Source organism: Streptomyces sp. NPDC059874 (genome assembly GCF_042731135.1).
GTDB lineage: Bacteria > Actinomycetota > Actinomycetes > Streptomycetales > Streptomycetaceae > Streptomyces.
In genome coordinates, this window is sequence record NZ_JBHWJY010000058.1 from 1 (window position 1) to 14,174 (window position 14,174).

Consider the following 14,174-nt stretch of genomic DNA (forward strand, 5'->3'; position numbering starts at 1 on the left):
CGGGCTGGTGGGGGGTCGTCGGTTGCTTGGCCCCCCTTGGTTCTTGTGGGCCCTTTGTTGGGGGGGGGTGGGCGGGCGCCGGCCGGGGCGGGGCCGCCCCGCGACTCGCGAGTCATATCCGCTGTCGGGTGGCGGTCACCTCTTGCGCACGACGACGAAGTCCGCGAGGGCCACCAGCTGGTCGCGCACCCGCTGCGGCATGTCGACGTCGTCCAGCGCCCGGATCGCGATCGCGTGCTGGCGGCGTGCCTCGTCGGCGGTCCACTGGCGGCCGCCCGCAGCCTCGATGAGCGCCGCGCGGGCCGCGAACTCCTCCTCCGAGAAGTTCTCGAAGTCGCTGCTCTTGGCGTCCGCCGCCAGCAGTTCGGCCAGTTCGGCCGAGGCCGGACCGCCCGCCGCCAGCGCGGCGACGACCGGCAGGGACTTCTTGCGCTGGCGCAGGTCGCTCCACGTCTGCTTGCCGGTGGCTTCCGGGTCGCCCCAGATCCCGAGCAGGTCGTCCACGGCCTGGAAGGCGAGGCCCAGGTGGTAGCCGTACTCCTCCAGCTTGTCGGCCGTACGGTCGTCCGCGCCGCCGAGCACCGCGCCGATGGACACCGCGCAGGCGAGCAGGGCGCCGGTCTTGTTGCCCTCCATCTCCAGGCACTCCTCGACGCTGACGCTCTCGCGGTGCTCGTAGGAGATGTCCTGCGCCTGGCCGTCGATGAGCTTGCGGCTGGCGGTGGTCAGCCGGCGCGTCGCACGCCCCGCCTCGACCGTGCCGAGCTCCAGCAGGACCTCGTTGGCGAGGGCGAACAGCGCGTCGCCGACCAGGATCGCCTGGGCGGGGCCATGGACCTTCCAGACCGTGTCGCGGTGGCGGCGCTGCTCGTCGCCGTCCATCAGGTCGTCGTGCAGCAGCGAGAAGTTGTGTACGAGCTCCACCGCGACGGCGCCCGGGATGCCGACCTCCGCGGCGACGCCCGCGGCCTCGGCGGAGAGCAGCGCGAGGGCGGGGCGTACGGCCTTGCCCTGGTCGCCGTCCGCCGGGTTGCCCTGGGCGTCGATCCAGCCGAAGTGGTAGGCGGCGACGGTGTCCATGGGCGCCGCGAGCCGGTCGACGGCGGCCCGGAGCACGGGGGTCGACAGCGTGCGGCCGCGCTCCAGGAGCGCGAGCGTGTCCGCCTTCTCCACGCCCCCTCCGGCCGTGCCCACACCGGCACGCGTGTTCTCGACAGCCGGATTCCCCGGGTTCACTGGCTCTCCTCTGGTTCCTGTACGTGCTGCGTTCGTGCTGATGGTCGTCATGCCGCCTCCTGCAGAGGGTTTTCGCGGGGGCGGCCGAGGGCGGCGAGCGCGGCGTGTGCCGCGCTCAGTCCGCTCCTGACGGCGCTCTCCATGGTCGCGGGCCAACCGGTGGCAGTCCACGCACCGGCCAAGTAGAGCCCCGGCGTGTCGGTCCGCGCCCCGGGGCGCAGCCGGCCGACGCCGGGGGTGGGAGCGAAGGTCGCCGTTCGCTCCCGGGTGACGAAGAAGTCCCGTACCTTGGCGCCGCGCGCGGCGGGCAGCAGCCGCTCCAGCTCGGGCAGGTACTTGGCCCGCAGGACGGAGACGGGCTCGTCGATGTCGTCCTGGGCCACTGACTGGGACAGCGCCAGGTACTGGCCGCCGTCGGGCAGTCCTGAGGAGTCGGTGCGGTCGAAGACCCACTGCACCGGGGAGCCCAGCGCCGCGAAGAAGGGCTGCTTGAGCACCTTCCTGTCGTAGACGACGTGGACGTTGAGGATCGGCGCGGTGCCGATGTCGAGGAGCTTGTCGGGGTCCGCCAGCGCCCCGGCCGGGAGCAGTCCGTGCGCCTCGCGCTGCGGGACGGCCAGGACGACCGTTTCCGCGTCGAGGGACTCTTCCTCGGTGTCGACCCGCCAGGTCCCGTCGGGCGTGGCGGAGATGCCCGTGACGCGGGTGCGCAGTTCGGTCCGTACGCCGGCCGCGTCGAGCTGCTTGCGGGCGAGGGTGTCGTGCAGGTCGCCGAGGGGTACCCGGGCCCAGCCGATGTCGGCGGCGCCGTTCTCGGAGAGCAGGCCGGTCTTGAAGACCATGGCGGCCAGGCCCAGTGAGGAGTGTTCGGCAGTGGCGTTGAGGGTGGCGATGCCGACGAGGTCCCAGAGGGCCTCGATCGTACGGGCGGACTGGCCGTAGCGGCCGAGCCAGGTCGCGAAGTCGACGCCGTCCAGGGCCGGGTCGGCGGGGTCGAGGCGGCGCAGCGCGAGGGCGGCGCGGCCGACGCTCGCGCGCTCGGCGAGGGACAGGTGCGGGTAGCGGGCCAGCGAGCCGGCCAGGTGCAGGGGCACGGGCAGGGCGCTGCGGCGCAGCCGCCCGAGGCGCGGGCCGCGCGGGTGGGCGACGTCGAGCACGGGTACGTCGAGCCGGTCCTGCAGGGGCGCGAGGGCGGCGCCGTCGACACGGTCGAGGAACCAGCGGTACGCGGTGCAGCAGCGCAGGTAGACGTGCTGGCCGTTGTCGACGGTGAGTTCGCCGCGCTTGAAGGAGAAGGCGAGCCCGCCGAGCCGCGGTCGGCCCTCCAGCAGGGTCACCCGGAGCCCCGCGTCGGCGAGTTCGAGCGCGGCGGTGACTCCGGCGAGGCCCCCGCCGACGACGACGGCTCGCTGCTCGGTCGTGGTCATGCGCCCTCCCCCGTGGTGCGGTGGCCCTCCGGGCTGGTCGGTCGCTGCGCCTCGGCCGAGGCCGTTCCGGACACGACGGCCCGCCCGGCGTGGCCGGTTCCCGCCCGAAGAGACGCTCGCACCGGCCCGGCGGTTGCCCGGGCGGGCAGCGTCGAGTCGGCCACGGCAGGCGCCCCGGAGTGTCGCCCCACCGAAGCGTGGGTCCGCCCGAGGGCGGCACCGAAGTACGGGACCACCGGCGCGGGAGCCGCGTGCCCGGCGTGCCGGGTGGCGATGCGGGCGGAGCCCGCCCGGGAGGGCCCGCCGCCGGGCGCGCCCGGGAAGGCAGCACGGGCGCCAGGTGCGCCCCGCAGGGCAGCGCGGGCGGAGCCCGGCCCGGAGGGCCCGGCGCCGAGGGGGGCCGGGAGGAAGCGGTGGGCGGCGGGCGCGGCCGGGGCCGGTGGGGCGGGGCGGGCGGCGGGCGCACCGGTGCGGTCGGCGCGCTCGGCCCGGCCTGGCACATCCGCCACGGGCCGGGAGGTCAGGGGCATCAGGCTCGCCTCCGGTTGCTCTGGCGGGAGATGGTGCGGGCGTCGAGGCCGGACAGGCCCCGCACGGCGACGTACGCCTTCTCGTGCGTCGGGAGCGAGACGCGGCCCCGCAGCACGGCCTCGGGCTCGCGCTCGATGCGGTCGAGGAGGCGCCGGTAGATGCCCGCCATGGCGGCCACGCAGGCACCGCTGCGCCGGTCGAGCATGGGCAGCAGCCGGTAGCCCTCGACGAACAGGGCCCGGGCGCGCCGGACTTCGTGGTGGACGAGCCCGGCGAAGTCGGAGCCGGCGGGGGCCCGGTCGCTGTGGAAGCCGTCGGAGCAGCCGAACTTGGCGAGGTCCTCGGCGGGCAGGTAGGTCCGCCCGTTGGCCGCGTCCTCGCGGACGTCCCGCAGGATGTTGGTCAGTTGCAGGGCGAGGCCGAGCGTGTCGGCGTACTCCCCGGCGCGCGCGGCGTCGGGCGATCCCTGGGTGGTGCCGAACACGCCGAGCGAGAGCCGTCCGATCGCGCCCGCCACGCAGCGGCAGTAGACCTTGAGGTCGTCCCAGGTCTCGTAGGTCTCGCCGCGGACGTCCATCAGGACCCCGTCGATGAGTTCGTCGAGGCCGCCGAGCGGGATCGGGAAGCGGCGTGCGGCGTGCGCGAGGGCGACGGCGACCGGGTCGGTGTCGTCCTCGTCGACTTCCTCGGCCCGGATCCGCCCGAGCAGCGCACGGGTCTCCTCCAGGCGGGCCAGCTTCGCCTCGGGGGGCAGCGTGCCGTCGCCGATGTCGTCGACCCGCCGGGAGAAGGCGTACAGCGCGGACATCGCCTGCCGCTTGTCGGTGGGCAGCAGTCGGATGCCGTACGCGAAGTTGCGCGCCTGCGATCCGGTGACGGCCTCGCAGTAGCTGTAGGCCGCCTGGACAGGTGCGGACACGTGTGTGGGTCCCTCCACGGTCGGGCTCACCCCTTTCTCGGCGCGGTGCGCAGGACGGCGGCCACCTCGCGGAGCAGGCCGCTCTTGGTGGGCCCCGGCGGTCCGGGGAGTACGTCGAAGCCGGCGGCGGTGACGGCTCGCAGGGCGGCGCGCCCCCCTCCCACGAAACCCGCGAGCAGCAGCCTGAGCCTGCCGTGCACGCTACCCACGAGCGGGGTGCCTTCATTCAGCAGCTCGCGGGCGCGCTCGGTTTCGTATGCGATCAGGGAGCGTACGGCCGCGCCGGCGGACGGGGCCGCGAGGTCGGATTCGGTGACGTGGAAGCGTCGCATGTCCTCGGCGGGGAGGTAGATCCGGTCCCGGCCGAGGTCCTCGGCGACGTCCTGGATGTGCTCGACGATCTGCAGGGCGGTGCAGACGGCGTCGGAGCGGCGGATCCGCTCGGGGGTGCTGGTGCCGGTGAGGGAGAGCACGAGACGGCCCACCGGGTTCGCGGAGAGCTCGCAGTAGCCGAGCAGGTCCGCGTACGTCTCGTAGCGCGCGACCCGTTGGTCCTGGCGGTTGGCCTCGATCAGCCCGAGGAACGGCTCGGGGGTCAGGCCGTGGGCGCGGACGACGGGCTGGAGGGCGACCAGCAGCGGGTGCCGGGGCGGGCCGTCGATGCCGCCGAAGACGCGCAGCAGATCGGCCTCGAAGGCGTCGAGCATGGCGAGCCGGTCGTCGACGACGGCCGCGTCGAGGCCGAGGAACACCGCGTCGAGTCCGCCGGGGGCCAGGTCGCCGTCGCCGATGTCGTCGACGAGGCGGGCGTAGCCGTAGACCGCGGTCAGGCCGTCGCGCCAGGCGCGGGGCAGGAATGCGGGGGCCACCGGGAAGTTCTCCGAGGCTGCCTTGTCGAGGGTGGCGCGCACGTGGACGGTGTCGGACGAGGGGTGGATGCCGTGCCCCGGGGTCACCGCCCGCCGCCCGGGGCGGGGACGGCCGTATTGCCTGGGGGCCGGAGAATTCCCGTAGCCATTGCCGTCACATCTCCCGTTCTACACTGCCGACCCAATACATCCTATTTCGGACACGCCGCCGGGGTATCCCGGGGGCCCTCCCCGAAACTCCCCACGAGCCGCTCACCTGTGGGGAATCGTCCCCTCTTGGCCGATTCAGGACCGCATCAGCTTACGCTGTACAACGCCGCGAAGGCCTCTCGGGTATTCGTCGCGCCACTGAATGTCGTCGGCGGAATGCGAAGAACACGCCGAGGCCCCCGCCACGTGAAGCGGCGGGGGCCCGGGCGGAGCGACCGACGGTCAGCCGTTGGTGGCCTTCTCGTACGCGGAGACGACTTCCTCCGTGGGCCCGTCCATCAGGAGTTCGCCCTTCTCCAGCCACAGCACCCGGTCGCAGGTGTCGCGGATGGACTTGTTGTTGTGGCTCACCAGGAAGACGGTGCCGGCCTTCTGCCGCAGTTCGCGGATGCGGTTCTCGGAACGCACCTGGAAGCTGCGGTCACCGGTGGCGAGCGCCTCGTCGATCATCAGGACGTCGTGGTCCTTGGCGGCCGCGATGGAGAAACGCAGACGCGCCGCCATACCGGAGGAGTAGGTGCGCATCGGCAGCGAGATGAAATCGCCCTTCTCGTTGATGCCCGAGAAGTCGACGATGTCCTGGTAGCGCTGCTTGATCTGCTCGCGGCTCATTCCCATCGCGAGACCACCGAGGACGATGTTGCGCTCACCGGTGAGGTCGTTCATCAGTGCGGCGTTCACGCCCAGCAGCGAGGGCTGGCCGTCGGTGTAGACCCTGCCCTCCTCGCAGGGGAGCAGTCCCGCGATGGCACGCAGCAAGGTCGACTTGCCGGAGCCGTTCGAGCCGATGAGGCCGATGGCCTCGCCGCGGTACGCCGTGAACGAGACCCCGCGCACGGCGTGGACCCGGCGGACGCCCGGCGCGTCGCCGTTGCGCCGGCGGACTATCTTGCTCAGCGCGGCGGTGGCCGCGCCCTTGCCGGCGCTGCCGGTGTTGACCCGGTAGACGATGTGGACGCCGTCCGCGATCACGGTGGGGACGCGCCCGTTGGTGTTGTCAGCCACGGCCGTAACGCTCCTCAGACTTCCAGAAGTACACGAAGCCGCCGAGGCCGATCACGGCGGCCCAGCCCACGGCGAAGAGCCAGACGTGCGGGGGCAGGTTGCTGCTGCCGTAGTCGTCGATCAGCGCGAACCGGATGAGGTCCATGTAGATCGCCACGGGGTTCCACAGCAGCAGGTCGCTGATCCAGGCGGGCTGGTCCTTGAGGTAGATCCCGATCGGGAACATGACGCCGGAGGCGTACATCCAGGTACGCATCACGAACGGCATCAGCTGGGCCAGGTCGGGGGTCTTGGAACCCATCCGCGCGAAGATCATGGCGAGGCCGGTGTTGAAGACGAACTGCAGCGCCAGCGTCGGGATCACCAGCAGCCACGAGAGGCGCGGGTAGTTGCCGAAACTGACGGCGATCACGAAGACGACGATCATCGAGTACAGCAGCTGCTGGAGCTGCTGGAGCGAGAAGGACACCGGGAGGGCGGCGCGCGGGAAGTGCAGCGCCCGCACCAGTCCGAGGTTCCCGGAGATCGCCCGGACGCCCGCCATCAGCGAGCTCTGGGTGAAGGTGAAGACGAAGATGCCCATCATCAGGAACGGGACGTAGACGCCCGGCGGCATCTGCTTGCCCGCTTGGAGGATCAGGCCGAAGATCAGCCAGTAGACGACCGCGTTCAGCAGGGGGGTCGCCACCTGCCAGACCTGGCCGAGCTTCGCCTGGCTGTACTGCGAGACCAGCTTGGCCCGGGAGAACGCCATGATGAAGTGGCGCCGGCCCCAGAGCTGCCGCACGTAGTCGCCCAGACCGGGCCGGGCGCCGCTCACGGAGAGGCCGTACTTCCTGGCGAGCTCCGCGGGGCTCAGTCCCGCGTCAGCGGACGGCGGCTTGCTCGTGGCGAGGGCGCCGTCGTGGGTTGTGTCACTCACAAGTTGAAACTTTCGTCTTCAAGATGCGGCCAGGTAGGGCATCAGGCCGGTGGCACGAGGCCCATGATCGCGCCATGTTCCCAGACGCGGGCTTGTCAGATGACAGGTGGTCGGCCCAGACGGGTCAACCGCCAGACCGTACGCCATCTCATCGGGCGGCGAGGACCGCAGGGAGTCGTCCATCCCTCCCTGAAACCGCCGAACCAGGCCTTCAACGCCGGTCCCGAGGGCTTGCGCAGGAGCGTCAGCAGGAGCCAGACGCCCAGGTAGACCGGGACCAGCGGAGCGGGCAGGTTGCGGCGGGCCAGCCACACACGATTACGGGCCACCATACGGTGGTAAACGGCGTGCCGGGAGGGGGCGGTCGTCGGGTGCAGCAGCACCATGTCCGCTCGGTAGTCGATCGACCACCCCGCGTCGAGTGCCCGCCAGGCCAGGTCGGTCTCCTCGTGCGCGTAGAAGAACTCCCCCGGCAACTGCCCGACCTGCTCGAACACCTTCGTCCGCACGGCGTTCGCACCGCCCAGGAAGGTGGTCACGCGGGAGGAGCGCATGGGGTCCGAGGCACGCAACCGGGGCACGTGACGGCGCTGGGTGATGCCCGTCTCAGGGTCGGCGATCCGGAAGCTGACGATGCCGAGCCGCGGCTCCTCCGCGAAGGCCTGCCGGCACAGCTCGGCGGTGTCGGTGCGCTCTAGCAGACCGTCGTCGTCCAGGAAGAGCAGCGCGTCCACGTCCGAGCCGCCGGGGCCGAAGGCCTCGATGCCGACGTTGCGGCCGCCGGGGATGCCCAGGTTCTCGGGCAGGTCCACCGTGCGGACACCCTCGGGCAGGCCCGTGACCCGTACGCCCTGGCCCACGACGACGACGTCGATCGGGTCGCCCTCCTGGCGGGCCACGGAGTCGAGCAGGGCCTTCAGCTCGTCGGGGCGGTTGCCCATGGTGATGATCACGGCGCCCAGCCGCATCGACGTGCTCACTTGAGCCTGCTGGAGGCCAGGATCGACACCAGGTGCAGCACGGTCTGGAGCAGCGCGATGGCGGCGAGGACGGCGACGCCGATGCGGGACCAGTACAGGTCTCCGCGGACCTGGTCCACGACGGCCAGCACCAGGATGAGCAGCGACGCCTCGATGCCGAGGACGAGGCGGTGGAACTTCAGCGCGGCGGCGGCCCGGCGGGCGAGCGCCATGCCGGACGAGCGCGGCGTGGCCGCCGCGTCCTGGACCACGGGCTTGCCGGCCTGGTGGCGGGCGACGCCGACCAGGTCCGTCTCGGCCTTGATCAGGATCGCGCCGAGCGCGGCCAGGGTGCCCAGGAAGGCCCACAGCCAGTCGATCCGTCCGCCGCCCCACAGGTCGGCGGCGCGCAGGCCGAAACCGACCAGCACCGCCGCGTCGCACAGGTACGCGCCGACCCGGTCGAGGTAGACCCCGGAGAGCGAGAACTGCTTCTTCCAGCGGGCGACCTCACCGTCGACGCAGTCGAGCAGCAGGTAGAGCTGGACCGCCACGACGCCGAGGACGGCACCCCAGACGCCCGGCACCAGCAGGGCCGGAAGGGCGAGGACGCCGGCGAGGGTCATCACGTAGGTCAGCTGGTTGGGCGTGACCCTGGTGGTGACCAGGAGACGGGTGATGCGCAGCGAGATCTCGCGCATGTAGAGGCGACCGCCCCAGTGCTCGCCACTGACCCGGTCCTTGACGCCCGCCGGGTGAACGACGGGGCGGAGTTCAGCTACGGATGGTCTTGGCATAGTCGGAGTAAGCGTCCCTGATCTCGGCGACGGACAGGTTGAGGTGTTCCAGGATCGTGAAGCGTCCCGGGCGGGTCTGGGGGGCGTACTCGACGGCCGCGACGAACTCGTCGACGCTGAAGCCGATCTCCTCGGGCCCCACCGGAAGACCGTGCCGGCGCAGCACCTCCACGAAGAGCCCGGACTGCTCCTTGGCCCCCCGCAGGTGCATCGCGAAGGCGGCGCCGAGGCCGACCTGCTCGCCGTGGAGCGCGGAGCGCCCCGGGTAGAGCAGGTCGAAGGCGTGGCTGATCTCGTGGCAGGCGCCGGACGAGGGGCGGCTGTCCCCGCTGATCGACATGGCGATGCCGGAGAGCACCAGCCCCTCGGAGAGCACGGTGAGGAACTCGTCGTCCCCGCAGCCGCCGGGGTGGCGCAGCACGGACTCGCCCGCGGTACGGGCCATGGCGGCGGCCAGGCCGTCCACGGGCTCGCCGGTGATCTCGTGGGAGAGCTCCCAGTCGGCGATGGCCGAGATGTTGGAGATCGCGTCGCCGATGCCGGCGCGGATGAACCGTACCGGGGCGTCCTTGATCACATCGAGGTCGATCACCATGGCGATCGGGGTGGGGACGCCGTAGGAGCCGCGGCCGTTGTCGTTGTCCAGGATGGACACCGGCGAGCAGATGCCGTCGTGCGAGAGGTTGGTGGCGACGGCCACCATGGGCAGACCGACCCGCGCCGCGGCGTACTTCGCGACGTCGATGATCTTGCCGCCGCCCAGGCCCACGACGGCGTCGTAGCGGCGGCCCTTTATGTCGTCGGCCAGCTTGACCGCGGAGTCGATGGTGCCGTCGACGACCGGGTACCAGTCGGCGTGCGGCAGGACGGGCTCCAACCTGGCGCGCAGCGCCACGCCGGAGCCCCCGCTGATCGCTATGGCCAGCTTGCCGGAGGCGGAGATCCGCTGGTCGGCCAGGAGGCCGGCCAGGTCGTCCATCGCCCCGCGACTGATGTCGACGACGACGGGCGAGGGGATGAGCCTCGTCAGTACTGGCATGCGATCGTCCGGCCCTTGGCGAGGTCGTCGTGGTTGTCGATCTCGACCCACTTGACGTCGCCGATGGGGGCCACGTCGATCGTGAAGCCGTCGTTGACGAGCTGCTGGTAGCCGTCCTCGTAGTAGAGGTCGGGGTCGCGCTCGAAGGTGGTCTTCAGCGCCTCGGTCAGCTGCTCGGCGGCCTCGGGCTCGATGAGGGTGACACCGATGTACTCGCCGGTGGCGTCGGCCGGGTCCATCAGCTTGGTGATCTTGCGGACGCCCTGACCATCTGCGGTGACGACCTTCATCTCCTCGTCGGCCAGGTTCTTGACCGTGTCGAGGGCGAGGATGATCTTCTGGCCGTTGCCGCGGGCGGCGAGCAGCGTCCTCTCCACCGAGACCGGGTGGACGGTGTCGCCGTTGGCGAGGATCACGCCCTGCTTGAGGACGTCACGCGCGCACCACAGGGAGTAGGCGTTGTTCCACTCCTCGGCCTTGTCGTTGTCGATCAGCGTGATCTTGACGCCGTACTTGGCCTCCAGGGCCTCCCGGCGCTCGTAGACGGCTTCCTTGCGGTAGCCGACGACGATGGCGACCTCGGTGAGGCCGACCTCGGCGAAGTTGCCGAGGGTCAGGTCGAGAACCGTCAGGCTCTCCTCGTCGCCCTCGGGGCCGACGGGCACGAGGGCCTTGGGCAGGGTGTCGGTGTAGGGACGCAGGCGGCGTCCGGCACCGGCAGCGAGTACAAGGCCGATCATGCTGGTTCTCCTTCGTCATGTACGGCGGGTGCCCCGGAGGAGACCCAGAACCGGATGCTCTCCGCGAGCACCACGAGTGCCACGAACACGGCCAGGACCGTGAGCGCGACGGGGAAGTCCGATGCGCGCCCCACGAGGACGGCGGCGAGGACCGTGGTCAGCAGGACCCGGCCTTCATGGCCGCCGATCGTCCGCACCAGCCAGTGCGGGGGCGCTCCGGTGCCGCCGCGAATGCGGTACACCGTGTCGTAGTGATGGTAGGCGACCGCCGCGATCAGGCCGAATGCCGCGGGAAGGGCACCGGGGACGTCCGCCTTGGCGGCGAGCGCGAGGACCGTCACGTACTCGGCGGCCCGGAACAGCGGCGGGATCAACCAGTCGAGTGCGCCCTTGAGCGGGGCCGCGACGGCCAGGCCGGCGGTCATGACGTAGATCACGGCGACGGCGATCAGCCGGCGGTCGCCGAACGGCAGGTAGAGGGCGGCCCCGGTCATCAGCAGCGCGCCGAGGGCGGCGACGTACACCGATCCGAAGGTCCCGGCGCGGCCGCGCAGCAGCCGCGCCTGGAGCTCGGCGAGCGGGCCGGAGTCGGTGAGGTCGGCGAGGGCCTGGGCGGCCCGGTCCGTGCGCCTCGCCTTGCGGGTCAGGGAGCGCAGCACCCGGCCGGCGGTGGTGTAGAGGGCGCCGAACGCGCAGCCGACGAGCAGGGCGTAGAAGACGATCCGGGGGGTGGTCGCGGCGGTCAGCACCGCGATCATGGCCCAGCGCTCCCCGATGGGGAGGATGATCATCCGGCGGACCCAGACCGTCCAGCCGACGCTGTCGAGCTTGTCGGACAGGGCGGCCGTGGGACTCGTATTGGCGGTGGCGTCGTGGTTGGCCTCGTTGAACGAGAAGTCCACGACGTGCCGGCAGGTCATGAGGACCATCGCGCCGACGGCCAGGGCCCAGACGTCGTCTTCGTTCCTGGCGGCTCCGAGCGCGAGGCCCGCGTAGAAGGAGTACTCCTTCGCGCGGTCGAAGGTGGCGTCCAGCCAGGCGCCCATCGTCGAGTACTGGAGCGAGTAGCGGGCGAGCTGCCCGTCGGTGCAGTCCAGTACGAAGGAGACGAGGAGCAGCACACCGGCCGCCACGTAGCCCCAGCGCTCGCCGGTGGCGGCGCAGCCGGCCGCGATCAGCGCGGTGATCAGCGAGGCGGTGGTGACCTGGTTCGGGGTCAGGCCGCGCCGCGCGCACCAGCGGGCGATGTAGCGCGAGTACGGGCTGATGAAGAAGGTGGTGAAGAACCCGTCGCGGGACTTCACGGCGGTCCGCAGCCGTACGGCCTCGTCGTCCACGGCGGCGACGGCGGCGCTCGCCGCGTCCCGTTCCTCCGCGGTAGCGGGGACGGCGGCGACGAGGGTGCCCAGCTCGGGGCGCTGCACGGTGGCCCCGGCGGCCTCGACGGCGGCGGCGAGCCGGTCCGCGTAGGGGCCGGAGCCGTCGGGGGCCAGGGCGGCGGCGCGGTCGAGGGCCGCGCGGGCGCCGGGCTGGACGGAGAGGGCGCCGGTGACGGCGCAGGCCTCGAAGCGCGGGTCGGTCAGCGCGAGGCGCAGCGCGTGCACGTGTCCGACGAAGGCACTGTCCACGACGGCCACGCGCTGGTCGGCGGGTACGCCGGCGAGCACGGCGGCGGTGTCCTGGGGACCGGCGGCGGGGCGGACGTCGAAGCCGAGGGAGCGCAGCTCGCCGGCGAGCGGTGATCCGGGGACCGGCAGGCCGGTGAGGATGACGGTCGGCAGACGAACTCACTCCTTGAAACGGATTGCGGACGGGCACCCTCGCGGGGGCGCGGCACGTCGGCTGAGGCTATCGGATGAATGGAAGCAGGGGTTCACCACCCGTTTACGCCCTGATAAGCGGAATATCCCCGGGCGTCGGGCCCTGTCGAAGCCGTACTGCCGGGCCATCATTGACGATCATGGCCGGTACCACAAACGGCCCGGATGTTACGGTGGACACGCCCTGCACGTGAACGAGTGAGGAAGAGGTGGGTTGATGACCGTCGTAGTGGTCGCGGCCGAGCGCGGCGAACTCCGGTACGTCCCCCATTCCTTCCGGGCATCCGACCACCGGGCCTGATCACACCACCGACAGGCCCCCCGATCGGCCGGAGCCCCCTTTCCGAGGGTTCACGTTGACCGACATCACGAACACGACCACTTCCGCCTTCATCGAGGCGTTCTTCACCCTGCACCACGGCCTGCCCCGGCAGGCTCCCGGCTCCGACGCGAGCACCCGTCACCTGCTGTCCCTGTGCGGACCGCTGCCCGAGCGGCCGCGCGTCCTCGACCTGGGCTGCGGTCCGGGCCGCAGCGCCCTGCTGCTGGCAGCCGAGGCGGGGGCGACCGGCGCCGAGGTGACCGCCGTCGACCTGCACGCCCCCTTCCTCGACGAGCTCCGCACGGCCGCCGCGGCCCGCGGGCTCGACGACCGGGTCCGCACCGTCCGCGCGGACATGGGCGCGCTGCCCGCCGAGGAGTTCCCGGACGGCTCCTTCGACCTCGTGTGGGCGGAGGGTTCCGCCTACATCGTCGGCTTCGACACCGCGCTCGCGCGGTGGCGGCGGCTGCTCGCCCCGGGCGGCACGATCGTGCTGACCGAGTGCCAGTGGACCGTCGACGAGCCGTCCGCCGGGGCGCGCGCCTTCTGGGACAAGGAGTGCCCGCTGCGCTCCACCGCCGGGAACCTCGCCGCCGCCCAGGCCGCCGGGTACCGGGTGCTCGGCGTGCACCACCTGCCCGACTCCGACTGGGCCGAGTACTACGGCCCGCTCGCCGAGCGGGTCCGCACCCACCCGGGCGCCGACTCCCCGGCGACGGAGGCCGCGCTGGCAGCCACGCGCGAGGAACTCGACGTACGGGCCCGGCACGGACACGAGTACGGGTACACCGGATACGTGTTGCGCCCGGTGACCGCCGGGGACGGCGACGCCTGGCCGGCCCGACGGGAGACGGCGGCCGACGTGGCCGCCGTACGGGACGTCAACCTGGCGGCCTTCGAGACCCCGCTGGAGGCGGATCTCGTGGACGCGCTGCGCGCGGACGGCTCCTGGCTGCCCGAGCTGTCGTACGTGGCCGAGGGCCCGGACGGGTCGGTGGTGGCTCACGCGCTGCTCACCGCCTGCGAGGTGGACGGGGTACGGGCGCTCGCGCTCGCCCCGGTCGCGGTCGATCCCGCGCTCCAACGCTCGGGCGCGGGCAGCGCGGTCGTACGGGCGCTGCTCGCGGCGGCCAAGGAGCGCGGGGAATCGCTGGTCCTCGTCCTCGGGCACCCGGAGTACTACCCGCGCTTCGGTTTCGTACCGGCGTCGCACTTCGGGATCCGGGCGCCCTTCGAGGTGCCGGACGAGGCGATGATGGCGCTGGTGCTGGACGATTCCGTCCCGGTTCCGACGGGCACGATCACCTATCCGGCCCCGTTCGGAGTCTGATCTTCCGCCCCCCGTCGCCCGGCACGCGGCGGGGGGCGGCCCTGGACA

The 14,174-nt window shown here is 72.1% G+C and carries 13 protein-coding genes; 1 reads left to right on the forward strand and 12 read right to left on the reverse strand.

Annotated elements, in window-relative coordinates; genetic code table 11:
- Positions 1-135 precede the first annotated feature (135 nt).
- The 12 genes from ACFV9H_RS27990 to ACFV9H_RS28045 all read right to left on the reverse strand — a co-directional run bounded on the left by ACFV9H_RS27990 (position 136) and on the right by ACFV9H_RS28045 (position 12,435).
- A complete protein-coding gene (locus tag ACFV9H_RS27990) occupies positions 136-1,236 on the reverse strand; it encodes a polyprenyl synthetase family protein (protein ID WP_385403357.1) in 1,101 nt (366 codons plus the stop codon).
- A 47-nt stretch (positions 1,237-1,283) separates the two neighbouring features.
- A complete protein-coding gene (hpnE, locus tag ACFV9H_RS27995) occupies positions 1,284-2,663 on the reverse strand; it encodes a hydroxysqualene dehydroxylase HpnE (RefSeq protein ID WP_385403359.1) in 1,380 nt (459 codons plus the stop codon).
- On the reverse strand, positions 2,660-3,193 hold the full coding sequence (locus tag ACFV9H_RS28000; protein WP_385403362.1) for a hypothetical protein: 534 nt from the start codon (positions 3,191-3,193) through the stop codon (positions 2,660-2,662). Before ACFV9H_RS28000 ends, hpnE begins: the two co-directional genes overlap by 4 nt.
- The gene (gene hpnD, locus ACFV9H_RS28005) at positions 3,193-4,131 is read right to left on the reverse strand and encodes a presqualene diphosphate synthase HpnD (protein WP_385403364.1); all 939 of its coding nucleotides are present in this window, start codon (positions 4,129-4,131) and stop codon (positions 3,193-3,195) included. Before hpnD ends, ACFV9H_RS28000 begins: the two co-directional genes overlap by 1 nt.
- 8 nt (positions 4,132-4,139) lie before the next feature.
- A complete protein-coding gene (gene hpnC / locus ACFV9H_RS28010; RefSeq protein ID WP_385403366.1) occupies positions 4,140-5,069 on the reverse strand; it encodes a squalene synthase HpnC in 930 nt (309 codons plus the stop codon).
- A gap of 345 nt (positions 5,070-5,414) precedes the next feature.
- Positions 5,415-6,197, reverse strand: a complete 783-nt coding sequence (locus tag ACFV9H_RS28015) for an ABC transporter ATP-binding protein (RefSeq protein WP_385403368.1) — start codon at positions 6,195-6,197, stop codon at positions 5,415-5,417.
- Complete coding sequence (locus tag ACFV9H_RS28020; RefSeq protein ID WP_385403371.1) at positions 6,190-7,119, reverse strand: ABC transporter permease; 930 nt, start codon at positions 7,117-7,119, stop codon at positions 6,190-6,192. Before ACFV9H_RS28020 ends, ACFV9H_RS28015 begins: the two co-directional genes overlap by 8 nt.
- 95 nt (positions 7,120-7,214) lie before the next feature.
- A complete protein-coding gene (locus tag ACFV9H_RS28025) occupies positions 7,215-8,087 on the reverse strand; it encodes a glycosyltransferase family 2 protein (RefSeq protein WP_385403467.1) in 873 nt (290 codons plus the stop codon).
- Positions 8,088-8,095: 8 nt separating this feature from the next.
- Positions 8,096-8,875, reverse strand: a complete 780-nt coding sequence (locus tag ACFV9H_RS28030; protein ID WP_385403373.1) for a CDP-alcohol phosphatidyltransferase family protein — start codon at positions 8,873-8,875, stop codon at positions 8,096-8,098.
- A complete protein-coding gene (locus ACFV9H_RS28035; RefSeq protein ID WP_385403376.1) occupies positions 8,853-9,914 on the reverse strand; it encodes an iron-containing alcohol dehydrogenase family protein in 1,062 nt (353 codons plus the stop codon). Before ACFV9H_RS28035 ends, ACFV9H_RS28030 begins: the two co-directional genes overlap by 23 nt.
- A complete protein-coding gene (locus tag ACFV9H_RS28040; RefSeq protein ID WP_385403380.1) occupies positions 9,902-10,654 on the reverse strand; it encodes a sugar phosphate nucleotidyltransferase in 753 nt (250 codons plus the stop codon). The genes ACFV9H_RS28035 and ACFV9H_RS28040 overlap by 13 nt, the downstream gene beginning before the upstream one ends.
- Positions 10,651-12,435 (reverse strand): DUF5941 domain-containing protein, encoded by a 1,785-nt coding sequence (locus tag ACFV9H_RS28045; protein ID WP_385403469.1) that lies wholly within the window; start codon positions 12,433-12,435, stop codon positions 10,651-10,653. Before ACFV9H_RS28045 ends, ACFV9H_RS28040 begins: the two co-directional genes overlap by 4 nt.
- A gap of 404 nt (positions 12,436-12,839) precedes the next feature.
- Between ACFV9H_RS28045 and ACFV9H_RS28050 the strand changes: the two genes are divergently transcribed.
- Positions 12,840-14,126: a GNAT family N-acetyltransferase gene (locus ACFV9H_RS28050; protein WP_385403472.1), complete on the forward strand. Its 1,287-nt coding sequence runs from the start codon at positions 12,840-12,842 to the stop codon at positions 14,124-14,126.
- The last annotated feature ends 48 nt before the right edge of the window (positions 14,127-14,174 follow it).